Raw genomic sequence first — 22,248 nt, forward strand, 5'->3', positions numbered from 1 at the left:
CGGCGCTCCGGTGCGGCCCGATTCGCTCGACCCCGTTGCCACGTCCCCGTTCTCTCCTGAGGTGGGCTACCATCCGCTCCCCGCAGCCTCCCGCGGCGGCGCTCGCACCCAGGACCGATCCGAATGTCGATCTTCGAGCTCTCGTTCCAGTCCGGAGAGGCCTCGCTCTCCGTGCGCCGTGTCGTGATCCAGGAGGCCGTCTCCGAGCTCTTCACCGTCTCGGTGTGGGCCCGGTCCAGGCTCTCGGATCTCGAGCTGGAGCCGCTCGTCGGCCAGAGCGCGTCGCTCCAGATCCAGCCCGACGCCGAGCACCTCCACTGGCTGAGCAGCAGGCTCTGGCAGGGCGTGTGCAGCCACGTGGAGCAGGTGCAGGCCGAGCCGACGGGGCTCTCGACATACTACCTCCGCATCGTGCCGCGCCTCTGGCTGCTCACCCAGCGCCGCGGACACCGCATCTACCAGCACCTCTCCATCCCCGACATCGTCGACGCGCTCCTCGGCGAGTGGGCGATCGAGCCGGCGTGGAAGATCGATCGCGGCGCGTATCCCAGGCTCGAGTACAAGGTCCAGCACGGCGAGAGCGACCACGCCTTTCTCTGCCGCCTCCTCGAAGAGGCAGGCATCGCCTACACCTTCCCGGACAGCGGGAAGGACGCCAAGCTCACCCTGAGCGACAAGCTCGAGTCGGAGCCGCTGCGGCCGGGGCCGCCGCTGCCTTACGTCGACAACCCCCTCGAGACATCGGAGCGCGAGTTCGTCACCAGGGTGCGGCTCGGCCACGAGGTCCGGCCCGGCGCGAGCACGATCCGCGGCCACGACTTCCGCAAACCCTCGTTCGCGCTCACCGGCGAGGCGCCCCCGGCGCCCGCGCCCGAGGCGAAATACGAGCAGTACCGCTACGAGCCCGGCGCGTTCCTCGCCGCGAGCGCCGGGGGCGGCGCGCCCGTCGGCGACGCCAAGGGCGTTTACCGCCACGACCCGAAGCACGGAGCCGATCTGTCGACACGGGTCCTCGCGGCGATGCGCGCCGACAAGCGCGCCGTGCTCTTCGAGGCCAACGTGATCGACCTCTACCCGGGCCGGGTCTTCTCCGTCGATCAGCACCCGCACCCGGAGGTGGGAAAAGGGCCGCTGATGGTGGCCGAGCTCGAGATCGCGGCCTCGCTCGACGAGCCGTGGAGCGTGCGCGGGCGCGCGCTCTTCGCCGATTCCAAGGTCCCGTACCGGCCTGCGCGCAAGACGCCCAGGCCGGTCGCGCCCGGGCTGCAGAGCGCGACCGTGGTGGGGCCGCCGGGCGCCGAGATCCACACCGACGAGCTCGGGCGGGTGCGCGTGCAGTTTCCGTGGGATCGCGAGGGCAAGCTCGACGACAACAGCTCGTGCTGGATGCGCGTGAGCCAGGGCTGGGCGGGAGCCGGCTTCGGGATGTTCATGCTCCCCCGCGTCGGCCAGGAGGTGCTCGTGGCCTTCCTCGACGGCGATCCCGATCTCCCCATCGTGGCCGGGCGCGCCTTCAACGGCCGTGAGCTCGTGCCGTACAAGCTGCCTGATCACAAGACGGTGAGCACCTGGAAGAGCAGCTCGTCGCCCGGCGGCGCGGGCTACAACGAGATCAAGTTCGAGGACCAGGCGGGCCAGGAGCTCGTCTACATGCAGGCGCAGCGCGACAGGAGCCAGCTCGTCAAGCGCGATGAGGTCGAGCGCACCGCGCGCCACAAGCGGAGCACCGTGGGAGGCGACGAGCACGTGGTCGTGAAGGGCGCGCGGAAACAGCTCGTCCACGGGGGCGACCACGTGCACGTGAAGCTGGATCAGCGACAGGCGGTCGACGGCTCGGTGTCGCTCACGGTCGCCGTGAACCGGGACGAGCGTGTGGGCGGGAACCATGCGCTCGAGGCCGGCGGGCAGCTCCACATCAAGGCGGGCGCGACCCTGGTGCTCGAGGCGGGCCAGCGGCTCACCATCAAGGGGCCTGGAGGCTTCATCGACATCCACCCGGGGGGCATCGACATCGTGGGAACCGTCGTCAACATCAACAGCGGCGGCGCGCCGGGCGCCGGCCAGGGCGCGAACCCGGCGGCGCCGCTCCAGGCCGAAGAGGCGCACCCCAAGGACACGCCGTCTCCCTGAGACGAGGAGGAGCGAGATCATGCCCGCCGCCGCGCGCCTCACCGATCTGCACACCTGCCAGACGCACCCTGGGCCCACGCCGATCGTCACGTCGGCCAGGACGGTGAACATCGGCTTCCAGCCCGCGGCGCGGGTCGGCGATCGCGCCGCGTGCCCGGCCAGCGCCGCGATCGTCGAGGGCTCGGCGACCGTGTTCATCGAGGGCGCCATGGCCGCGCGGCTCGGCGACGAGACGGCGCCGAAGGGCGCGATCGTGACCGGGTGTCCGACGGTGAACATCGGCTCGACCCCCGAGATCGACGCATTGCTCGCCGCGTCCGCGTCGGGGACTCCATTCCTCGATTGCGAGAGCTGCCGGATGGGCGGCGCCGGGTGAAGGCGCTGCTCCACGTGACATCAGGGCTGCTCGCCGGGCGGCGCGTGCGCCTCCAGGCCGGCGAGGCGCTGCGCGTGGGGCGCCTCGGGCGGGCCGGACTCGTGATCTCGCAGGACGAGCAGATGGCGCCTGTGCACTTCGAGGTGGCGTGGGACGGCGCCGTCTGCCGGCTCCTCGATCGGAGCCGCCGGGGGACGCTGGTCGACGGCAAGGCGGTCGCCGAGGCCACGATCGGCGACGGCGCCCTCGTCGTCGCGGGGCAAACCCACTTCCTGCTGCGGCTCGTGCCCGACGATCAGGGCGCCGAGCTCCCGCCCGCGCCGCCGCGCCCGCCGCCGTCACGGGAGCTGCTCGCGGCGCGGGCCGCCGCGCTCGCGGCGCTGCAGAGCGAGCCGGAGCCGCTCTTCGCCCTCCTCGACGCCGCCCGCGACGGGCGCATCCTCACGCTGCTGCGCGCCTGCGAGGAGGAGAATCGCTCGCTCTTCGAGGGGGTCGCGGGCGAGGCGATGGCCCGGGCGGCGCCGCACCTGGTGCGGATCGAGAAGGGGTCGGCGCTCTTGCCGGTGCTGGTGAACGAGGGGTGGGGCGAGAGCTGGGGAGTCTACCTGACCGGGCGGAGGCCGCTCCGAGAAGTGCGGCAGAGACTGCGGCGGTCGCTGATCGTGAGGGATGAAGAGACGGGGAGGAGGCTCTATTTCCGCTTCTACGATCCGCGGGTGCTGCGGTCGTTCCTGCCGTCGTGTTCGGTGAGGCAGCGGAGCGAGATCGTGGGGACGGAGATCGGCGGATTCCTTGTCGAGGGTGAGGCGGGCGAGGTGCTGCGGCTCGGGTGCGGGTGACGGCGCTGGGAGCCGAACGTCGAGGATCTCCGCCATCGCGGGCCGCGGACGGGCAGGGGGCGCGAGCGCCTCTCCCGCTGTCGAACCGTCATGATGCTCGGCTCTGCCGGACCTGCACCACCCGCCCCAGCGCGACCGCCTGGAGCGCCACCGGCTCCGCCTCCCGCTCGTCCATCGCGGGGTGCACCGCCGCGATCGCCCGCGCCCGGAAGCGCGCCGAGAGCGGCAGCGCCTCGGCGATCGAGGCCGGCAGGTAGATCACGAGCGGCTGCGTCTCTCCCGCCACGTGCAAGAGGGCGCGCAGGTGCGGCCCGCCCAGCACCTTGCGCTTCTGGTAGTGCCGCTGCTCCAGGAGCGCGCGCTCCACCTGCTCGCTCGCGAGCTCCACCCGGCCTCTCTTTCCGTGGGCGAGCGCCTCGCGGATCCTCCCGCACAGCGCTGCGGCCACGGCGGGCGCGGTCGAGACGCCCGGCGTGGCGAGGAATCTCTCGGCGGTCTCGAGCGCCGCCGCGAGCGCGTCGTCGCCGGTCGCGAGCGGCGTCGCGGTGGAGACCAGCGCCTTCAGCGTCTCGACCTCGTCGAAGGACAGCGAGAGCTCGCCCTCGACCAGCTCGAGCGGCGGCAGCGGCATGCCGCGCTTGCCGGCGGCGCGCGCGAGCGCCCCGTGCACGCCCGCGACGTCGGTGGCCGCGCCGCGATCGAGGATCTCGAAGACCTGCGCCCGATCCTCGATCTCGGCGGGCTCGTCGGAGAGGGCCGGATCGTCGGCCTCCGGATCGAGGGGCTCGTCCTCCATCGCGTCGAGCAGGCGCTGCCAGGCCGGCTTGCGGACGATGCGCGGCACGCTCTTCCGATCGAACCAGACGAGCGTCAGCGCGTCCCGCCGCGCCGCCGCCGGCGCGAACGAGGCGCTCGCGTCCGCCGCCCCGCCCGTGCCCGCGAACATCGCGCCGATGGTCTGCGGGGCCGCCGGCGCGTGCGGGATCATGCCCGCGGCGCCCGACCCGGGCTGCGGAGCGCCGGCCGCCCAGGGGCTCACCGGCTCGCCGGGCGAGGCCCTGGCGATCGGCGGGGCAGGGATCGGAGAAGGGGTGTTCGAAGAAGGGGTGTTGGATGCGGCGGCGGGGGGCGGCGCCGAGGACGGGGCGACGAAGGGGAGAGGCACCTTCGTCGCCTCCTCGGTGATGTCGCCGGTCTCGCCCTCGATCGAGCTCCGCTTCGACCGGAAACGGGGCGGCTCGGCCGGCCGCGGAGCGGGCGCCTCGGGGGGAGGCGGCGCAGGCGGTCCCGCGCGAAAGGGCATGATCGTCGCCCGCGGGGCGTCGGGCGACTTCGCGTGGATGTCGAGGGTCAACGTCGACGGGCCGAGGGAGGGAGGCTTCACCTTGGGCCCGGCCGGGCCCACCCGCGGCGGCGGCTGGGGCCCCGGGGCCGAGGGGGTGGCCGCCTCGGCGGGCGCCTGCCTCGCCGGCCGCTCCAGCGAGACGCGGATCTGCCCTGACTCCTTGGGGCTCGCGAGCGGGAGCTGGCCTCGCCAGGTCAGCGTGCAGAGGAGGCGATCGGTGTCGATCAGGAGCGTGTCGCAGCGCATGGAGAGATCGCGCGGCCCGCCGGCGCGGCCGGTGACGGTCGCCCGCGGGCGGACGCCGGGAAGGCTGGTGACGAGGCGCGGGTGGCGGGGATGGAGGTTCTCGAGCACGAGCTGCTCGTCCTCGCGGAGCTGCAGCAGGCGCTGATCGAGCGGAGCGACGTTGAAGAAGGTGCGGTCGAAATCCTCCGGCAGCGGGCTCGAGAGGAGCGCTCCCGACGACCAGGCCGCCGCGTGTTTGCCGAGCCTGCGGTGCCGCAAAGGCCAGGTGGGGCCGATGGGCCCGAAGCCCACCGCCGCGATGGGGTCGTCCAGGCTGGTCACGACCCGATCCACGGGGAGGAGGTTCGGGACGGCGGCCCTGCCGCGGGCGTCGCGCGCCTCGCGATGGATGCCCGCAGGGTTGTCCGTGTCCGGCCCGCCCGCGGCGCGCTCGTAGGCGAGCGGCATCGTCGTGAAGTGCGCTCCTTCCAGGAGCTCGCCCTCCTGGGTGAACAGGCGATCGCAGAACACCTGAATGGGTTTATCGATCTCGCCCACCGCCATCCGCGCGATCAGGGACCGCGCGGGGCTGCCGCCGGGCGCGTGGGCGTGGCCGACGAGGACGACATCGGCGCCCTGCTTGAGCGGCGCGAGATCGCTCGCCTCGATCAGGCTGCGCGCGGGGTCGTCGTCCAGGTGCGCGTCGCGCTCGCGGATCGGCTCCTGCGCGGGCGCGAGCGGCGACTCGCCCGGCGCGAGCGTGAAGGTCGCCTTGCAGACGACGGTGAGCACCCAGGTCAAGGAGCGCACCTGCCAGAGGAGCGAGGCGACGGGGAGCGGCCCGTCGGAGACGACATCCATAGGTGGGCCGACGGTACCACCACTCCGGCGGCTCGACTACGAGGCGACCGCCGACATCGCCGCTCGCCATGGCGGGGACACGCTCCTTCGGTGGACATAGAGCAAGATAGGTAAGAAGCGCGCACGACATGGGGTGATGAGGTCGTGACCAGCTCGACGGGCAACGATCTCGACGCCCGCGGTGCCGTGTCGCTCAGCCCTGCACGGCTCGCCCGACACGAACGCTCCGCGCGCTCCGATCCGCGGCCTCAGCAGATCCGCGGGAGCTGCTCGCCGGAGAGCAGATCGAGCGTGCGCCGGGTCCCGAGCCGGGTCCTCAGGACAACGCTCCCTTTCCCGTCCCCGACGATCCGACCGATGCGCGCGGCCCCCCGGCCGAGCGGGTGGTCGCGCAGGCTCGCCAGGGCGCGCTCCGTCTGGGCTTCCGGCAGGAACGCGACGAGCCGGCCCTCGCACGCCACGTAAAGCGGGTCGAGCCCGAGGAGCTCGCACGCCCCGAGGACCGCAGGTTCCACGGGGATCTGCGCTTCCTCCACCTCGACGTGGACGCCCGCGTCGAGCGCGATCTCGTTCAATACGGCCGCGAGCCCGCCCCGGGTCGGATCCCGCAGGCAGTGGACGTCGATCTCCGAGTCGATCAGCGCCGCAGCGAGGCCGTGGACCGGCGCGCAGTCGCTCTCCACGGGCTCCTCGAACGCGAGCGCCTCACGCACGGACAGCACCGCGATCCCATGCCGCCCCACGTCGCCGGACACGAGCACGGCATCGCCCGGCCGGACCCGGCGCGGCGCGAGGACCACGCCCTCGGGCACCACGCCGATGCCAGCGGTGTTGATGAACAGCCCATCTCCCTTGCCCCGGTCGACCACCTTGGTGTCGCCCGTCACGAGCTCGACCCCGCACGCGTCCGCAGCAGCGCGCATCGACAGCGCGATCTGCTGGAGCTCGCCGATGGGCAGCCCCTCCTCGACGATGAAGCCGGCGCTCAGGTAAGCGGGCCGGGCGCCCGTCATGGCCAGGTCGTTCACCGTGCCATAGACGGACAGCTTGCCGATGTCGCCTCCGGGGAAGAAGCGCGGATGCACGACGTAGGTGTCCGTGGTGAACGCGAGGGACGCGCCGCCGAGCCGCACCACGGCGCCGTCATGACGGGTCGAGAGAGGAGCGCTGTCGAAGGCGGGCAGGAAGACGCGCTCGATGAGCTCACGCATGAGCCGCCCGCCGCCGCCGTGGGCAAGCTGGATCGTCCTCTCGCGCAGCGGCGCGGGGCAGCTCATCTCGAACCGCACGGCGGGGCCGCCCTCCGGTAACGGTAGTAGGCCGCGCACGCGCCTTCCGAGGAGACCATCGTGGCGCCCAGCGGGGTCTCCGGCGTGCAGCGTGTACCGAACGCGGGGCAGTCCGGCGGCTTGAGCACCCCCTGGAGCACGAGGCCGCTCTTGCAGTCGGTCGACGCTCGGGGCTCCGGGTCGCCTGACGGCGCCCACCGCCGCTCTGCATCGTGGTCCGCGTACGGCGCCCGGAGGCCGAGCCCGCTCCCGGCGATGGGACCGATGCCTCGCCAGGTCCGGGGCACGATCTCGAAGACCTCCCGGATCATGCGCTGCGCGGCCTCGTTGCCGGCCTCGCGCACCGAGCGGGCGTACTGGTTCTCCACGTCGGTGCGGCCCTCCTCGAGCTGCCGGACGCACATGAAAATGCCCTGGAGGATGTCCATCGGCTCGAAGCCCGTGACCACGATGGGGACGCGGTGCTCGGCGGCGAGCGGACGGTAAGCGTCGATGCCCATCACCGTGCACACATGGCCCGCGGCGAGGAACCCGTCGACGCGCCGATCCGGCGCCCGGAGGATCACCTCCATCGCGGGCGGCACGAGCACGTGCGACACGAGGAGCGAGAAGTTCCGGATGCCGCGGCGTCGCGCCTGGAACACCGCCATCGCGTTCGCGGGCGCCGTGGTCTCGAAGCCGACCGCGAAGAAGACGACCTCACGATCCGGCAGGCGCTCGGCGAGCGCGAGCGCGTCGAGCGGCGAGTAGACGACGCGCACGTCGCCGCCCCTCGACTTCACCGCGAACAGGTCGTCGCTCGATCCGGGGACGCGCAGCATGTCGCCGAACGAGCAGAACGTGACCTCGCGCCGCGAGGCGATCTCGAGCGCACGATCGATGAGCTCGACCGGCGTGACGCACACCGGGCAGCCCGGGCCGTGGAGGAGCGAGATCTCCGGGGGCAGGAGCTCGTCCAGGCCGAAGCGGACGATGGCGTGCGTCTGACCGCCGCAGACTTCCATGATCGCCCAGGGGCGAGAGACCACCCGCCGGATCGCCTCCACGTACGGCCCGACGCGCTGCGCGTCGCGGTACTCGTCGATGAATTTCATCGCGGCTCCTCCCCCTCGCGCGCCGCGCCGAGCTCGTCGAGGTAGGAGAGCGTCCGTCGCGCCGACGCCTCGTCGATGCGGCTGATGGCGAAGCCCGCGTGCACGATCACGTAATCGCCGGCCTCCGCCTCCGGCACGTAGGCGAGGCAGATCTCCTTGACGATCCCGCCGAAAGCGACGCGGCCGAGCCGGAGATCGCCACCCGCGACGCCGAGGACCTTGCCGGGGACGCCGAGGCACATCGTCACATCTCCATCGCGTGCGATTCCACGTCTGGTTCCACGTCCGATTCCGCGTCCGCGCCGCGCCGCGCGGCCACGAGAACCTGGCCGAGCGACAGGCCGCCGTCGCCCGGCGGGTAGAGCCTCGGCGCGTAGACCTCCACGCCTCGCGCCGCGAGGCGCTCGCGGATCGACGCGGCGAGGAGCGCATTCTGGAAGCACCCGCCCGCGAGCACGATGCGCCCGAGGCCGCTCGCTGCAGCGAGCGCCTCGGCGACGTCCGCGAGCGCCGCGTGAAAGCGGGCCGCGATGACGCCCGGCGTCACGCCGTCACGCCGATCGTCGAGCACCGCGTCGATCAGCGGTCCGAAGTCGAGCACCGCCGGCACACCGGGCGCGCCAGCGCGCAGCGGCAGCGGATAGCCCGCCTGCGCGCCGGCCGCCTCGGCCAGGCACTCCAGCTCCATGGCGGCCTGCCCCTCGAAGCTCGCCGCCCCGCGCAGGCCCGCGAGCGCCGCTACCCCGTCGAACAGGCGCCCCACGCTCGTCGTGCGCGGCGAGCTCGTCCCGCGCGCGAGCATGGAGAGCAGCGGGCCGAGCTCGGCCTCGCGGAACCAGGAGCGCGCGTGGTCCCGGGCGCCCTCGCCGCGGAGCTCCCAGAGCAGGCCGAGCGCGGAGCGGCGCGGCTCCCTCATGGCGCGCTCGCCGCCCGGCAGCGGGAAGGAGCGGAGGTGCGCCGCGCGGCGGAAAGACGCCCCGTCCACGACCAGCGCCTCGCCGCCCCAGAGGGCGCCGTCGAGCCCGTAGCCGGCTCCGTCCCACGCGAGGCCGAGGACAGGTCCGTCGAGGCCGTGCTCGGCCACGCAGGCGGCGACGTGCGCGTGGTGGTGCTGCACCCGGACGAGCGGCGCGCGGAAGGCCGCCGCGAGCTGCTCGGCGATGCGGCTGGACGCGTAGTCGGGGTGGAGATCGCAGGCGACGCGCTCCGGCCGCACCCGGAACTGGCGCGCGAGGTCGAGGGCCGTGCGCTCGATGAGCGCGGCGCCCTCCGCGGTGTGCGCGTCGCCGAGGTGCTGGCTGACGACCACCTGGCCGTCGAAGAAGAGCGCCGTCGTGCTCTTCAGGTGGCCGCCGAGGGCGAGGATCGGCGGGGCGTCGACCCGCAGCGGGAGAGGCAACGGGGTGAAGCCGCGCGCGCGGCGGAGGAGCTCGACGCCGGCCGGCCCGACGCGGGCCACGGAGTCGTCGAGGGGGCGCACGATCGGCCGGTCGTGCACGAGGAACAGGTCGGCGATGCCGCTCAGGCGCTCCAGCGCGTCCGATGTGTCGGTGCAGATAGGCTCGTCCGAGAGGTTGCCGCTCGTGCAGACCACGGGCCGACCGACGAGCTGGAGCATCAGCCGGTGGAGCGGCGTGTAGGGCAGCAGCGCACCCAGGCGCGGCGTCCCCGGCGCGACAGCGTCGGCGACGGCGACCCGCGCGGCGGCGGACGAGAGGCGCCGCAGCAGCACGATCGGCGCCTCGGGGCCGCGCAGCGCGTCGGCCTCCGCGGGAGACACGCGGCAGGCGCCGCGCACGGCGTCGAGCGAGCCGAACATCACCGCGAACGGCTTGGCGTCGCGGCGCTTCCGCCGGCGCAGGAGCGCGACAGCGTCCGGCGATGTCGCGTCGACGAGCAGGTGGAAACCACCGAGCCCCTTCACGGCGACCACCTTCCCCGCCAGCACCGCGGCCGCGGCCTCGCGGAGCGCGCCATCAGGCGACCCGGAGCCCCGAATGCCGGGCTCCATCGGGTCTCCGGCTGCGGCGACGAGCTGGACGCGCGGGCCGCATGCAGGGCAGGCGATGGGCTCCGCGTGGAAGCGCCGGTCCGAGGGGTCCGCGTACTCCGCGGCGCACGCGGGGCACATCGGGAAGCGATCCATCGTGGTCCTGGCCCGGTCGTACGGGAGCCCCGAGAGGATCGTGTAGCGGGGGCCGCACTGCGCGCAGCTCGTGAAGGGGTAGCCGCGGCGGCGGCCGGTCTCGCTGTCCACCTCGCGGGCGCACTCCTCGCAGACGGCGAGATCCGCGGGCACCGACGGGCGCGCCCCGCTCCCCGCCTCGCTGGCGAGGATCTGGAACGGGCCGGCATCTTCCTCGGCCCGCCGCTCGATCTCGATGCGCTCGACGCGCGCGGGCGCGCTGGGCTCGCGGGTCAGGCCGGCGACGAAGGCGTGCAGGCTGCGCTCCGGCCCCTGCACCTCGATCTCGACCCCGCCGGGGCGGTTCCGCACCCAGCCGCCCAGGCCGAGCGCGGACGCGCGCCGGTACACGAACGGCCGGAAGCCGACCCCCTGGACGATGCCGTCCACGCGGAGCGCGAGGCGCGGCACGGCTACTCCACCTCCATGGCATCCAGGCCGAGCCCCGAGCGCCCGAGGAGCGTCGCCTGGTCGCCGCCGCAGCGCGGGCAGAGCAGCACGTGATGGTCGGGCGCGTACGTGCCGCCGCAGGAGAGGCAGCGCGCCTCGACGCGGTGGAGCCGCAGATCGAGGCGCGCCCCCTCGGCCGGCGTGCCGCGCGCGTGCGCCGCGAAGTGGAGCGAGAGGCTCTCCGGCGAGAGCGCCTCGGCCTCGGCCACCCAGCCGCGCACCGAGACGACCCGCGTCGCCCCCTCGGCCGCGGCGCGGTCCAGCGCGGCGGAGAGCAGCTGTCGAGCGATGGACGACTCGTGCACGGGCTCACCCTCCGAGGAACGAGAGGACGCGGGCGACAGCCCGGGGGACCGCCGCGGCCACGTCGGGCGAGAGGCCGGGCTCGTCCGGCGCTCGGGGCTCCGGGTCGCCTGACGGCGCCCTGCGCCCGCCGATGCTCACGCCGACGATGCGGATGTCGGGTGAGAGCCGGTCCGGCGCCGTGATGCGAGCGAGCTCGATGGCCTGCCCGACGCCGAGGCCGTGCGTCGAGACCGGGACAGGCGCACCGGCGGCGAGGTCCGAGGGCGAGAGATCGAGCACCTCCCCGGGCGGCGACGCGAGCACGGCGTCGACGACCACGACCGTCGAGGGCGTCTGGAGGAGCGAGACGAGCGCGGTCGTGTCCCTCGCCTCGACGACCTCCGCGTCGCTCGGCAGACCCCGGCGGCGCAGCGCCTCGAGCACGGCGAGGCCGGCAGCGTCGTCCCTGGCGGCGCGTTGCCCGAGGCCGATGATCCGCGTGGTCACCGCGGCGCCTCCTCGACGCGCAGGGTGAGGAAGTGCGTCGCGCAGGAGATGCAGGGGTCGTGGTTGCGCACGGCCTGCTCGGCGCGCGCGGTCGCCTCGCGGAGCGGCAGCGACGCCAAGGACGGCGACAGCGCGCAGAGGTCCTCCTCGATCGAGAGCTGGTTCTGCGACGTGGGCGGGACGATCTTGGCGTCCAGGATTGTCCCCTCGGCGTCGAGCGTGTAGCGGTGGTACAGGAAGCCGCGCGGCGCCTCGGAGCCGCCGTAGCCCGTGCCCGCGCGGAGCGCAGGAGGCGCGACGAACGGCGCCGGCGGGGGCGCGTACGCCTCGATGATCCGGATCGACTCCTCGAACGCTTGAAGGATCTCCACGAGGCGCACGAGCAGGCTCCGGAACGGGTTGCGGCACGGGAGGGCGAGGCCGGCGGCGCGCGCTGCGTCCTGGACCTCGGGGAGCAGGCGATCGAAGCTCAGGTTGAAGCGCGCGAGCGGCCCGCACAGGTAGCTGCCGCTGCCGTGGATCCTCGATCTCAGCGCGGTCGACCAGGAGACGTGCTCCTCGATGAAATGTGCGTCGTAGTCGCGCACCTCGATGCCGAGCCCGCCCGAGGAGACGAGGCGCCCCTCGGTGATCGCGTACACGTCGTCGCTGCGGAGCGCGACGAACTCGTAGGGCCGATCGAGCTCCGGGCACGGCAGCGTCGCCATCCAGGAGAGGCACGCGCGCGTGCGCTCACTCCCGGCGCGCAGCTCGGGGAGCAGGCCCTCGAGGTCCGCGCGGGACGGCGCGCTGTAGAAGCCGCCGACGCGGGTGTTGACCGGGTGGATCTCGCGGCCCCCGAGGCGCGCGACGATGGCGTTGCCCGCCTTCTTGATGGCGAGGCCCCTCGCGACCCAGTCGCGGTGATCGCGCGCCATGGCGACCGCGTCCGGGTAGCCGAGGAAGTCGGGCGCGTGCAGCAGGAAGACGTGCAGGGCGTGGCTCTCGATCCACTCGCCGCAGTAGAGGAGGCGCCTGAGCGCGCGGAGCTCCGGGCCGAGCTCGATGCCGAGCGCGTCCTCCATCGCGCGGCACGCGCTCGTGATGTACGCGACCGGGCAGATGCCGCAGATGCGGGACGTGATGTCGGGCGCCTCCGCGTAGCCCCGGCCGCGGAGGAACGCCTCGAAGAACCGCGGCGGCTCGAAGATCGAGAGGCGCGCCTCCTTCGCCCGCCCGTCCTCGATCACGAGCGTCAGCGAGCCCTCGCCCTCGACGCGGGCCAGGTAGTCGACCGCGATGGTGCGGGGTTCGGGGCGCAGGGCGCCGCCAGGCGACCCGGAGCCCCGAGCGTCATTGTGGCCCTCACCGTTCATGCCGCTCGCTCTCCGCGCGGAACGCCGGGGCGTTCGCGTTGAAGGTGCGGTGGAGCCGCACGAGGTCGCGCTCCGGCACGCCCGCCGCCCGGAACGCGCGCGAGAGCGACTCCATGTTCGGCGCCTCCATGGGCCCGAAGCAGCCGTAGCAGCCGCGCTGGTAGGTCGGGCAGAGCGCGCCGCAGCCCGCGTGCGTCACCGGGCCGAGGCAAGGCGTCCCGGTCACCATCACGCACACGTTGCCGCGGCTCTTGCACTCGACGCAGACGCTGTGGCTCGCGACATTGGGCCGGCGCTCGTGGAGAAAGGCGCTGATCACCTCCAGGAGCTGGCGCTTGTCCACCGGGCAGCCGCGCAGCTCGAAGTCGACGGGGACGTGGTCGGCGATCGCCGTGGAGGTGGCGAGGGTCTCGATGTACGCGGGCGAGGCGTACACGACCGACAGAAACTCACGTACATCCGCGAAGTTGCGCAGCGCCTGGATGCCCCCGGCCGTGGCGCAGGCGCCGATCGTGACGAGCGACTTCGACAGCCGCCGGACCTCGCGGATCCGCTCGGCGTCGGCGGGCGTCGTGATCGACCCCTCGACCAGCGACAGGTCGAACGGCCCCTCGCGCTCGAGGCTCGTGGCCTCCTTGAAGTAGGCGATGTCGATCGCGGCGGCGAGCGCCAGGAGCTCGTCCTCGAGGTCGAGGACGCTGAGCTGACAGCCGTCGCACGAGGCGAACTTCCACACGGCGAGCTTCGGCTTCGCGCGGCGCGCCATGGCGCTCACAGCTCCCGGACCGCGAGCAGCGGTCCCACGCGGTCGTAACGGAGCACGGGGCCGTCCTTGCAGACGAAGCTCGGCCCGAGCTGGCAGCGGCCGCAGATCCCCACCGCGCACTTCATGTTCCGCTCCAGCGAGGCGTGGACGCGCTCGCCGGGGACGCCGCGGCGCTCGAGCTCGCGCGCCGTGAAGCGCATCATCACCTCCGGCCCGCAGACGAACGCGACCGAGCGGCCCGGCTCGAAGTCGGCGAGGCGCAGGAGGGCCGGGACGACCCCGACGTGCCCGCGCCACCCGGGCCCAGCGCGATCCACGGTCACGAGCACCTGCAGGTCGGCGCGACGGCTCCAGCGATCGAGCTCCCTGCGGTAGAGCAGGTCCTCGGGCCCGCGGGCGCCATAGAGCAGCGCGACGCGGCCATAGGCGGCCCGGTGCCGGAGGATGTGGCAGAGCGCCGGCCGCAGCGGCGCCATCCCGAGCCCGCCGGCGAGGAGCAGCACGTCCGCTCCGCGCGCCTCGTCGACGGGCCACGGGCTCCCGAACGGGCCGCGCAGCCCGAGCGCCATGCCCGCGCGGAGGCGCCCGAGCGCGCGCGTGACCGGGCCGACCTCGCGGATCGTGTGCAGGAGCCGATCGGGCCGCGCGGGATCCCCGCTGATCGAGATCGCGACCTCGCCGACCCCGAAGGCGTAGAGCATGTTGAACTGGCCGGGCGCGAAGACGAGGCCGCCCGGGCGGCCCGGCAGGTCGATCGTCGCCGTGAACGTCGTCGCCGTGTCGCGGTGGACGCGCCGCACGCGCGCCGGCTCCGGCGCCCAGGGGGTTGGCGCCGCCAGGCGACCCGCGGCCCCAGGCGGCGAGCCGGGGCTCCCGGCGCCCGGCGCGAAGGGCAGCGGAATGTCCCGCGGCACGAAGGTCATGGCTCGGCCCTGTAGACGTCGAGCCGCTGCAGCCGCACGCGCTCCAGCCGCGCGTAGAGCTGCCGCAGGAGGCGCAGGGACACGGCGTACCCGAGCGCGGGATCGGCGTCCGAGCACGCCCGCAGGTGCGCTGCGTCGAGCCCGATCGAGCGGACCGGCGTGACCGCCCGCGCGTCGAGCACCCATCGCCGCGGCGGGAAGAGCCAGTGCAGGCCCAGGATGTCCCCGCCCGCAAGGCTCTCGACCTGCACCGGGTCGCGGCCGGGGCGGTGGATCTCGAGCGTCACGCGCCCCTGCGCGAGCAGGTAGAGCGTGTCCGCCTCGCCTCCCTCCCGGAGGAGGAACGCCCCCTCCGGGAAGCTCCGCGCAAACGCGCCCTCGGCCAGGCACGCGAGGTGCGCGGCCGGGAGCCCGTCCAGGAACGGGTGGGCTCCGAGAATGGAGAGGAGCTCGTCCGCCATCATCGGCGCCTACCCCTTCCCGGCGGCGACCGCGCCGTCTCCAGCCCGGATGGCGGCCGCCTCTTCGGTGATGTCGATCCCGACGGGGCACCACGTGATGCACCGGCCGCAGCCGACGCAGCCGGACGTGCCGAACTGATCGATCCACGTCGCCAGCTTGTGCGTGAGCCATTGCCTGTAGCGGGCCCGGAGCGAGGCGCGGACGCTGCCGCCGTGCAGGTACGAGTGGTCGATGGAGAAGCACGAGTCCCAGCGCCGGAAGCGCTCGGCCGTCTCGCCGGAGGGACCCGCGAACGCGGGGTCCCGACCCATGTGGACGGAGGGACCCGCGGGGTCCCGACCCGTGTTCACGACGTCCTCACCGGCGTCGACCGGGAGGTCTGTCGCGTCCTCGATCGTGCTGCAGAAGCACGTCGGGCACGCGAGCGTGCAGTTCGTGCATCCGAGGCAGCGCTCGGCCACGTCATCCCAGCGGGGGTGCTCGAGGTTTCGATAGAAGAGCTCCTTGATGCCGTCCGTCTCGAGCTTCCTGCCCATCCGGGTCGCCGTGCGGCGCGAGACCTCGAAGGCCGCGCGGGCGTCGTCCTCGCCCGCGCGGGGCGCGCCCACGCGAGCGAGCAAGGAGGCGCCGGCGTCGCTGCCCACCTCGACGAAGAAGCGGTGGCCGTCCTCGAGGAGCTCGGTCAGCGCCAGGTCGAAGCCGCGCTCGGCGCGCGGCCCCGTCCTCATCGACACGCAGAAGCACGTCCCGCCCGCCTGCCCGCACTGCACAGCGATGACGAAGAGGCTCCTGCGGCGCGCCACATAGTCGAGATCCGGGTGCGGGCCGTCGACGAAGACGCGGTCCTGGACGTCGACCGCGGCGAGATCACACGCCCGCGCGCCGACGACGGCGAGGCGCGGAGGGGGCTCGGCCTCGTCGGTCCGGGAGATGGATCCGCCTCGCCGCCTGAGCTGCACCAGGCGAAGCCGGGGCACGAACAGGAGGTGCTTGAGCGACCGCGGCCCGACCGCGTAGCCGAACAGCGCCTCGTCCGCGCGCCTGGCGAGCCGGTAGCGGCCGGCCTCCTGCTGCTCGGTCCAGCCGGCGGGGAGCTCCTCCGCGCCCTGGATCTCGTCGTACACGACGGCCCCGCCGCGGAGCGTGGGACCGATGAGGCGGTATCCCTCCTCCCGCAAGCCCTGGAGGAGCGCGGCGATCCCCGGCCGGCCGAGCACGGCGCGATCGCCAGGGTGAAAGCCGGTCTCTGCGCCGCTCATGCGGGGCCGGTGAGCACGGTACGTGCCGCTGGATTCGAGCAGCAGACGACCAACACCCGCGCCGCGGCGGGTCCGCTTGTTGCTCCGACGCACGCACGGGCGATCGAGCGTCCGCCGGCGCAGTAGCGCCGAGCGGAGGCATCCAGATCTCGATGAGGAGACACGGTGACCGCGCACGTACTCTGGTTCGATTCATTGTCTCGCGCGGACGTCGCGTCCGCCGGCGGAAAAGGCAGCAACCTCGGGGAGCTCACGCGCGCCGGCCTGCCCGTGCCTCCGGGCTTCGTCATCACCGCGGACGCGTACCTCGCGGCGATGGACGCCGCGGGCGTGCGAAAGCAGCTCGTCCATCTCTTCACAGAGGCCGATCCGAGCGACCCGGCCGCGCTGCGCGCGACCTGCGCCGCGCTGCGGCGCCTCGTCCGGGCCGCGCCGCTCCCGGCAGCGATCCAGGCGGAGATCGTCGATGCCTACCGGAGGCTGGGGCTCGACACCATCGTGGCCGTCCGGTCGTCCGCCACCTCGGAGGACTCGGCCTCGACCTCGTTCGCCGGAATGCACGAGACGTACACCGACGTGACCGGCGAGCAAGCGTTGGTGGATCGCGTGCGCGACTGCTGGGCCTCCGCCTTCGGCGAGCGCGTGGTCAGCTACCGGAAATCGCAGCGCCTGACGGAGGAGCCCGCCCTGGCGGTCGTCGTCCAGCGCATGGTGAGCTCCGAGCGCTCCGGCGTCATCTTCACCGCGGATCCCGCCACGAAGGACACGTCACGCCTCGTCATCGAGGCGGCGTTCGGGCTCGGCGAGGTCGTGGTCGGCGGGCAGGTCGAGCCGGACACGTACACGGTCGCGAAGCGCGGGCCGCGGCTCCTGGAGGCGCGCGTCGGCCACAAGGCGTTCAAGCTGGTGCGCGCGCCGGACGGCGGAGAGCAGCGCGTGGATCTGCCGGAGGACGAGGGTGCGCGGCGCGTGCTCAAGGACGACGAGGTGCTCGAGCTCGCGCGCCTCGCGCTGAAGGTCGAAGGGCATTACGACGCCCCCCAGGACATCGAGTGGGCCGTCGAAGGGGGGGCGACGTACCTGGTGCAAACCCGCCCGATCACCACGCTGGGCGCGCCGCACCCCGCCGCCGGAGAGCTCCTCGTCTCGGGGCTCGGCGCGTCCCCCGGCACGGCCTCCGGGACGGTGCGCGTGCTCCGCTCGCCGGAGGAGGGGCAACGGCTGAAGGCCGGCGAGGTCCTCGTGGCGCCCATGACGTCGCCCGACTGGGTGCCCGCCATCCGGCGCGCGGCGGCCCTCGTCACGGACAGCGGCGGGATGACCTGCCACGCCGCGATCGTCAGCCGCGAGCTCCGCATCCCCTGTGTCGTGGGCACGCGCGCCGCCACGCGGACCCTGCGGGACGGCGAGACCGTCACCGTCGACGGCGCGCACGGCAAGGTCCTCGAAGGGGCCCGGGCCGCCGCCGAGGCGCCCGGGGCCGCTCCGGACGGGGCGCCCGCGGATGCGCGAGCCGGGTCCGCGGCGAAGGCCGAGGCGCGGGTCGAACGCGTGCCGAGCGCCGCCGGCTCGCCGGCGGTGCTCGGCACGCGGCTCTACGTGAACCTGGCGATCGCCGAGCGCGCCGAGGAGGTGGCCGCGTTGCCCGTCGACGGCGTGGGGCTGCTCCGGGCCGAGTTCATGCTGCTCGACGCGCTCGGCGGCGTGCACCCGAAGGCCCTGATCGCGTCCGGCGGCCGCGACGAGTTCCTCCAGAAGATGTCGGCCGCGCTGCTCCGCATCACCCGCGCCTTCCAGCCCCGTCCGGTCATCTACCGGACGTACGATTTCCGTACGAACGAGTTCCGCGGGCTCAAGGGGGGTGAGCAATTCGAGCCCGCCGAGGACAACCCGATGATCGGATACCGCGGCTGCTACCGGTATGTCCGCGAGCCGGAGCTGTTCGCGCTCGAGCTCGAGGTGCTCGCCCGCGTCCGCGAGGAGACGCCGAACCTGCATGTTATGATCCCCTTCGTCCGCACGCGCTGGGAGCTCGCCGCCTGCCTGGAGCTCATCGATCGGAGCCCGCTCGGCCGCCAGCGCGGGCTGCACCGGTGGGTCATGGCCGAGGTGCCCTCCGTCGCGTTCTGGATCCCGGAGTACGCGCGCATGGGCATCGACGGCGTCTCGATCGGCTCGAACGACCTGACCCAGCTCATGCTCGGGGTGGACCGCGACTCCGCCGTGTGCGCCGAGCTGTTCGACGAGTCCGACGCGGCGGTGCTCGACGCCATCGGGCGGATCATCCAGGCGTGCAGGGCGGCGGGGATCACCTCGTCGCTCTGCGGCCAGGCGCCGTCGAACCGCCCCGAGTTCGCCGAGCACCTCGTGCGGCTCGGCATCACCTCCATCTCGGTGAACCCGGACGCCGAGCCCGCGGCGCGCCAGGTCATCGCGGCGGCCGAGCGGCGGCTCTTGCTCGATGCGGCGCGGCGGCCGTGAGGGCCGGAGAGTGGCGCCCGCTATCGTCCCAGGACGAAGCCGAACTTGAAGGGATCGAGCGGGTCGACGAGCAGCTGCTGGAGGCCGGTGAGGTACGCCTGTCCGATGAAGACCGGCTCGACCGCGCGCGTCTCGCCCAGCTGCGCTTGCCGGACGAGCCTCCCGACGAACCTCGTCCCCAGGATACTCTCGTTGACGAACTCGGCGCCCAGAGCGAGCTCTCCCCGCGCGTGGAGCATGGCCATGGCGGCCGAGGTGCCCGTACCGCACGGCGAGCGGTCGAGCTGGCCCGCTCCGAAGATGACGGCGTTCTTCGCGCGGCGGCCCCCGGGTGCCGCCTCGTAGATCTCGACCATCTCGACCGTGGTGATGTGCGGCGCCGTCGGGTGGTACACCCGGATCGCCTCGTTGACGGCCCTCCTCAGCCTCACGCCCAGCTCGATCAGCTTCGCTGCGTTCTCCGGACGGATCGAGACCCCGAGGTCCTCCGCCCTGACCAAGGCGAAGAAGTTGCCACCGAACGCCACGGCGACGCCGACCTCCCCGCAGCCGGGGACCTCGACCTCGACGCCGTCGGCATAGAGGAAGGATGGGACATTGACCACCTCCACATCGGCCACCTGCTGCCCTTCCACCCGCGCGTGCGTCTCGACGGTCCCTGCGGGCGTATCGAATACCAGGACGCTCTCCTGCGCGTGGTGCAGGGCTGCGCCGGTCTCGAGGAGCGCGGTCGCGACGCAGATGATCCCGTGGCCGCACATGTCGGGGTAGCCTCTTCCTTCCATGAAGATCACGCCGTGATGGGCGCCGGCCGTCACAGGCGGCGTGAGCACGGCGCCGAGCATGTCGCCGTGACCCCTGGGCTCCTGTACGACCAGCGTGCGGAGGTGATCCAGGTGCGCGCGCATGTACTCCTTTCTATCGGCCATGGTGGCTCCCGGTAGGGGCGGCAAACCGCTCATGATGATGCGGTTCGGCTCGCCACCGCTGTGGGTGTCGATGGCAGAGAGGACATGTGACAGACTTGCCATGGGTGCTCCTGGGTCCGCCTGCTCGCGCCAGCTCGTTCTGGCGTGCTCCGCTGCTGCGTAACCGCCAAGTGCGCATATGGGACGCGCCGCGGCGGACGTCACGTCGGGCGCGTGGCGACAGGCGTTCCGAGGCGCCGGACAGGCGTGGTTAAGAGGGGCGATGGATCTGCCCGGGTCATGCGCGGTGGTCAGCTTGACATCCACGTCATGCGCTCAATAGGCGCTCGGCGATATGGTCCCTGGCCAACCCCCTTCGCCCCGTCGCCGGCTGCGCCTGTTTGCCGCCTGCGCGGCGCTCGCCGCCGGGGCGTGCGGCTCGAACCGCGGCGAACGCAGCTCGGGGGACGGGCGCGACGCCATCGTCGTCGGCTCGGCGGTCCCGCTCACCGGCTCCAGCGCCAAGATGGGGCAGGACATGAGACAGGCCATCGAGATGGCCGTCGACGAGATCAACGGTCGCGGCGGCGTGCTGGATCGCAGGCTGGAGGTCAGGTTCGAGGACGACGCCTGCGACGCAGAGGCCGCGGTGGCCGCGGCCCACAAGCTCGCCGCCCGGGGCGCCGTCGCGGCCATCTCCGGCTATTGCAGCGGCGCCCTCCTGCCCGCCGAGCCTGTCTATCACGGCGCCCGCATGGGCGCCGTCGTCCCGGCGGCCAACGCGGTCAAGCTGACCATGCAGGGGTTTGACAACATCAACCTGATGCTCCCGAACAATCAGGTCCAGGCGCGTACGGCCGCCGACTTCCTCACCTCCACGCTGGGCAAACGGAGGATCGCCATCCTCCACGACAACTCCGCGTTCGCGAGGGAGCTGGCCGAGCTCACGCGGGAGGAGCTCCGCGGAAAGGCCGGCGTCGTCGCCTTCGATGCGGTGACGCCCGGCGAGCGGGACTTCTCCGCCGTGCTGACGCACCTCAAGGCCAGGCGCCCGGACGCCATCTACTGGACTGGATACTACGCCGAGGGGGGCCTCATCATCAGGCAGGCCCGTGGTCAGGGCATCGACGCCTCGATCATGGTCGGCGACGGCTCGCGCGACGCCGCCCTCATCGCCACCGCCGGCCTCGCCAGCGCAGAGGGCGTGTTCGTCACGAGCCCCCCGAGCGCGGCCGAGCTCCCGGGCGCCGCGGGCTGGGCGCGGCGCTACGCGGCGGCTCACGGCGAGCCAGGCCCTTACAGCGCGCAGGCGTACGACGCCGCGCACATCGTCGCAGCGGCCATCCAGGCGGCGGGCTCCACCGACCGCGCCGCGGTCGCCGCGGCCATTCGCGCCATTCACCACGACGGCGTGACCGGCGCGGTCTCCTTCGACGCCTCCGGCAGGCGCCAGAACGCGGCCTTCGTGGTCCTCGAGATCAGGAAGGGCAGATTCGCGCTCGTCCAGGGGCCCGCCGCCCCGCGCGCCGATGCCGCGCCCTCTCCGCCGCCGCGCGCGGCGGCGGAGCCCGGGCCCCCCGCTCGCTCCACGAGCCGCCTCTCGAACGCGCTCGAGCAGCTCTTGAACGCGCTGGTCATCGGTTCGTTCTACGCCCTCGTCGCCCTGGGATACAGCATGGTTTACGGGATCATGCGCATGATCAACTTCGCTCACGGCGACCTCTACGCGCTCGGCGCCTTCGTCGGCTACAGCGCCCTCGCGCTCGCGAGCGGGTCCTTCCTCGGCGCGGGCGCGCTCGGGATCGGCCTCGCCTTGCTCGCCGCCATGGCCGTCACGGGCGGCGTGGGCGCGCTGATGGAGCGGGTCGCCTATCGCCCGCTGCGCCGCTCTCCCAAGCTCGTCCTCCTCATCACGGCCGTCGGCATGTCGCTCCTCCTGGAGAATGCCATCATGCTCTTCGAGCCCTGGGGGCCCAGCTTCCGTGTATATCCCGTCACCCTGACGCGAGCCGGGACGTCGCTGCTGGGCGTCCACGTGGGATATGCCCACATGGCCATCCTGGCGACCGCGCTCGCGCTGATGTGGGCCTTGCGCAGGATCATCGGGGGGTCCACCGTCGGCCTGGCCATGCGTGCCACGGCGTTCGACGCCGAGACAGCACAGCTGATGGGCATCGACGTCGACAGGATGATCTCCCTCGCGTTTCTCCTGGGAGCCGTCATGGCGGCGGCAGGGGGCGTGATGGCCGGCCTGTACTATGGCCAGATCAACTTCCTGATGGGCTTCATCGTCGGGATCAAGGCGTTCACCGCCTCGGTCCTGGGTGGCATCGGGAACCTCTCGGGCGCCGTGGTGGGCGGGATGATGCTCGGGCTCCTGGAGGTCATCGGGACGCGGGGCGTGGGCGGCCAGTGGAAGGATGTCTTCGCGTTCGCCGCCCTCATCGCCATCCTGCTCATCAAGCCCACCGGGCTGCTCGGCGAGCGCGTCGGCAAGAGGATGTGAGG

The 22,248-nt window shown here is 73.1% G+C and carries 18 protein-coding genes; 5 read left to right on the forward strand and 13 right to left on the reverse strand.

The annotated features are described in order from the left end of the window. Positions 1 to 123 precede the first annotated feature (123 nt). From WMF19_RS15795 to WMF19_RS15805, 3 genes are read left to right on the forward strand one after another with little or no spacing between them, the layout of a single operon-like run. A complete protein-coding gene (locus tag WMF19_RS15795; protein WP_437899856.1) occupies positions 124 to 2,130 on the forward strand; it encodes a type VI secretion system Vgr family protein in 2,007 nt (668 codons plus the stop codon). Positions 2,131 to 2,149: 19 nt separating this feature from the next. Next, on the forward strand, positions 2,150 to 2,506 hold the full coding sequence (locus tag WMF19_RS15800; RefSeq protein WP_272103715.1) for a PAAR domain-containing protein: 357 nt from the start codon (positions 2,150 to 2,152) through the stop codon (positions 2,504 to 2,506). 14 nt (positions 2,507 to 2,520) lie between these two features. Beyond that, entirely contained in the window at positions 2,521 to 3,345 is an 825-nt protein-coding gene (locus WMF19_RS15805; protein ID WP_437899857.1) for a DUF4123 domain-containing protein, read from the forward strand. 88 nt (positions 3,346 to 3,433) lie between these two features. Here the strand turns inward: WMF19_RS15805 and WMF19_RS15810 are convergent, their stop codons facing one another. From WMF19_RS15810 to WMF19_RS15865, 12 genes are all read right to left on the reverse strand, one after another. After that, a complete protein-coding gene (locus WMF19_RS15810; RefSeq protein WP_437899858.1) occupies positions 3,434 to 5,776 on the reverse strand; it encodes a DUF2169 family type VI secretion system accessory protein in 2,343 nt (780 codons plus the stop codon). Positions 5,777 to 6,024: 248 nt separating this feature from the next. Further along, positions 6,025 to 7,053, reverse strand: a complete 1,029-nt coding sequence (gene hypE / locus WMF19_RS15815; RefSeq protein WP_437899859.1) for a hydrogenase expression/formation protein HypE — start codon at positions 7,051 to 7,053, stop codon at positions 6,025 to 6,027. Continuing rightward, positions 7,050 to 8,159, reverse strand: coding sequence for a hydrogenase formation protein HypD (gene hypD / locus WMF19_RS15820; RefSeq protein WP_437899860.1), 1,110 nt, complete (start codon positions 8,157 to 8,159; stop codon positions 7,050 to 7,052). The genes hypE and hypD overlap by 4 nt, the downstream gene beginning before the upstream one ends. Further along, positions 8,156 to 8,401 carry a HypC/HybG/HupF family hydrogenase formation chaperone gene (locus tag WMF19_RS15825; protein ID WP_437768474.1) on the reverse strand — a complete coding sequence of 82 codons (246 nt, stop codon included), beginning with the start codon at positions 8,399 to 8,401 and terminating at the stop codon, positions 8,156 to 8,158. Before WMF19_RS15825 ends, hypD begins: the two co-directional genes overlap by 4 nt. A gap of 2 nt (positions 8,402 to 8,403) precedes the next feature. After that, positions 8,404 to 10,755 carry a carbamoyltransferase HypF gene (hypF, locus tag WMF19_RS15830; protein ID WP_437899861.1) on the reverse strand — a complete coding sequence of 784 codons (2,352 nt, stop codon included), beginning with the start codon at positions 10,753 to 10,755 and terminating at the stop codon, positions 8,404 to 8,406. A gap of 2 nt (positions 10,756 to 10,757) precedes the next feature. After that, positions 10,758 to 11,099 carry a hydrogenase maturation nickel metallochaperone HypA gene (locus WMF19_RS15835; protein ID WP_437899862.1) on the reverse strand — a complete coding sequence of 114 codons (342 nt, stop codon included), beginning with the start codon at positions 11,097 to 11,099 and terminating at the stop codon, positions 10,758 to 10,760. Positions 11,100 to 11,103: 4 nt separating this feature from the next. Then, the gene (locus WMF19_RS15840; protein WP_437899864.1) at positions 11,104 to 11,586 is read right to left on the reverse strand and encodes a hydrogenase maturation protease; all 483 of its coding nucleotides are present in this window, start codon (positions 11,584 to 11,586) and stop codon (positions 11,104 to 11,106) included. Beyond that, positions 11,583 to 12,941, reverse strand: coding sequence for a Ni/Fe hydrogenase subunit alpha (locus WMF19_RS15845; RefSeq protein WP_437899865.1), 1,359 nt, complete (start codon positions 12,939 to 12,941; stop codon positions 11,583 to 11,585). Before WMF19_RS15845 ends, WMF19_RS15840 begins: the two co-directional genes overlap by 4 nt. Beyond that, a complete protein-coding gene (locus WMF19_RS15850) occupies positions 12,931 to 13,707 on the reverse strand; it encodes an oxidoreductase (RefSeq protein WP_437899866.1) in 777 nt (258 codons plus the stop codon). The genes WMF19_RS15845 and WMF19_RS15850 overlap by 11 nt, the downstream gene beginning before the upstream one ends. Before the next feature lie 5 nt (positions 13,708 to 13,712). Beyond that, the gene (locus WMF19_RS15855) at positions 13,713 to 14,630 is read right to left on the reverse strand and encodes an FAD/NAD(P)-binding protein (protein WP_437899867.1); all 918 of its coding nucleotides are present in this window, start codon (positions 14,628 to 14,630) and stop codon (positions 13,713 to 13,715) included. After that, the gene (locus WMF19_RS15860; protein WP_437899868.1) at positions 14,627 to 15,094 is read right to left on the reverse strand and encodes a cyclic nucleotide-binding domain-containing protein; all 468 of its coding nucleotides are present in this window, start codon (positions 15,092 to 15,094) and stop codon (positions 14,627 to 14,629) included. The genes WMF19_RS15855 and WMF19_RS15860 overlap by 4 nt, the downstream gene beginning before the upstream one ends. 6 nt (positions 15,095 to 15,100) lie before the next feature. Beyond that, a complete protein-coding gene (locus tag WMF19_RS15865; protein WP_437899869.1) occupies positions 15,101 to 16,351 on the reverse strand; it encodes a 4Fe-4S dicluster domain-containing protein in 1,251 nt (416 codons plus the stop codon). A gap of 165 nt (positions 16,352 to 16,516) precedes the next feature. Between WMF19_RS15865 and ppsA the strand changes: the two genes are divergently transcribed. Next, complete coding sequence (ppsA, locus tag WMF19_RS15870; protein WP_437899870.1) at positions 16,517 to 18,832, forward strand: phosphoenolpyruvate synthase; 2,316 nt, start codon at positions 16,517 to 16,519, stop codon at positions 18,830 to 18,832. Positions 18,833 to 18,852: 20 nt separating this feature from the next. Here the strand turns inward: ppsA and WMF19_RS15875 are convergent, their stop codons facing one another. Continuing rightward, on the reverse strand, positions 18,853 to 19,863 hold the full coding sequence (locus tag WMF19_RS15875; RefSeq protein ID WP_437899871.1) for a proline racemase family protein: 1,011 nt from the start codon (positions 19,861 to 19,863) through the stop codon (positions 18,853 to 18,855). A gap of 232 nt (positions 19,864 to 20,095) precedes the next feature. Here WMF19_RS15875 and WMF19_RS15880 point away from each other — a divergent pair, with 232 nt between their 5' ends. Then, on the forward strand, positions 20,096 to 22,246 hold the full coding sequence (locus WMF19_RS15880) for an ABC transporter substrate-binding protein (RefSeq protein WP_437899872.1): 2,151 nt from the start codon (positions 20,096 to 20,098) through the stop codon (positions 22,244 to 22,246). Positions 22,247 to 22,248 lie beyond the last annotated feature (2 nt).

Origin of the sequence: Sorangium sp. So ce124 (genome assembly GCF_051525235.1) — a bacterium.
GTDB classification, from domain to species: domain Bacteria; phylum Myxococcota_A; class Polyangia; order Polyangiales; family Polyangiaceae; genus Sorangium; species Sorangium atrum.

Excerpts from the sequence above, each read along its gene's own strand:
- WMF19_RS15795 (WP_437899856.1), top strand. The coding sequence starts at position 124 with ATGTCGATCTTCGAGCTCTCGTTCCAGTCCGGAGAGGCCTCGCTCTCC.
- WMF19_RS15800 (WP_272103715.1), top strand. The coding sequence starts at position 2,150 with ATGCCCGCCGCCGCGCGCCTCACCGATCTGCACACCTGCCAGACGCAC.
- WMF19_RS15810 (WP_437899858.1), bottom strand. The coding sequence starts at position 5,776 with ATGGATGTCGTCTCCGACGGGCCGCTCCCCGTCGCCTCGCTCCTCTGG.
- hypE (WP_437899859.1), bottom strand. The coding sequence starts at position 7,053 with ATGAGCTGCCCCGCGCCGCTGCGCGAGAGGACGATCCAGCTTGCCCAC.
- hypD (WP_437899860.1), bottom strand. The coding sequence starts at position 8,159 with ATGAAATTCATCGACGAGTACCGCGACGCGCAGCGCGTCGGGCCGTAC.
- WMF19_RS15825 (WP_437768474.1), bottom strand. The coding sequence starts at position 8,401 with ATGTGCCTCGGCGTCCCCGGCAAGGTCCTCGGCGTCGCGGGTGGCGAT.
- WMF19_RS15845 (WP_437899865.1), bottom strand. The coding sequence starts at position 12,941 with ATGAACGGTGAGGGCCACAATGACGCTCGGGGCTCCGGGTCGCCTGGC.
- WMF19_RS15850 (WP_437899866.1), bottom strand. The coding sequence starts at position 13,707 with ATGGCGCGCCGCGCGAAGCCGAAGCTCGCCGTGTGGAAGTTCGCCTCG.
- WMF19_RS15855 (WP_437899867.1), bottom strand. The coding sequence starts at position 14,630 with ATGACCTTCGTGCCGCGGGACATTCCGCTGCCCTTCGCGCCGGGCGCC.
- WMF19_RS15860 (WP_437899868.1), bottom strand. The coding sequence starts at position 15,094 with ATGATGGCGGACGAGCTCCTCTCCATTCTCGGAGCCCACCCGTTCCTG.
- WMF19_RS15865 (WP_437899869.1), bottom strand. The coding sequence starts at position 16,351 with ATGAGCGGCGCAGAGACCGGCTTTCACCCTGGCGATCGCGCCGTGCTC.
- WMF19_RS15875 (WP_437899871.1), bottom strand. The coding sequence starts at position 19,863 with ATGGCAAGTCTGTCACATGTCCTCTCTGCCATCGACACCCACAGCGGT.
- WMF19_RS15880 (WP_437899872.1), top strand. The coding sequence starts at position 20,096 with ATGGTCCCTGGCCAACCCCCTTCGCCCCGTCGCCGGCTGCGCCTGTTT.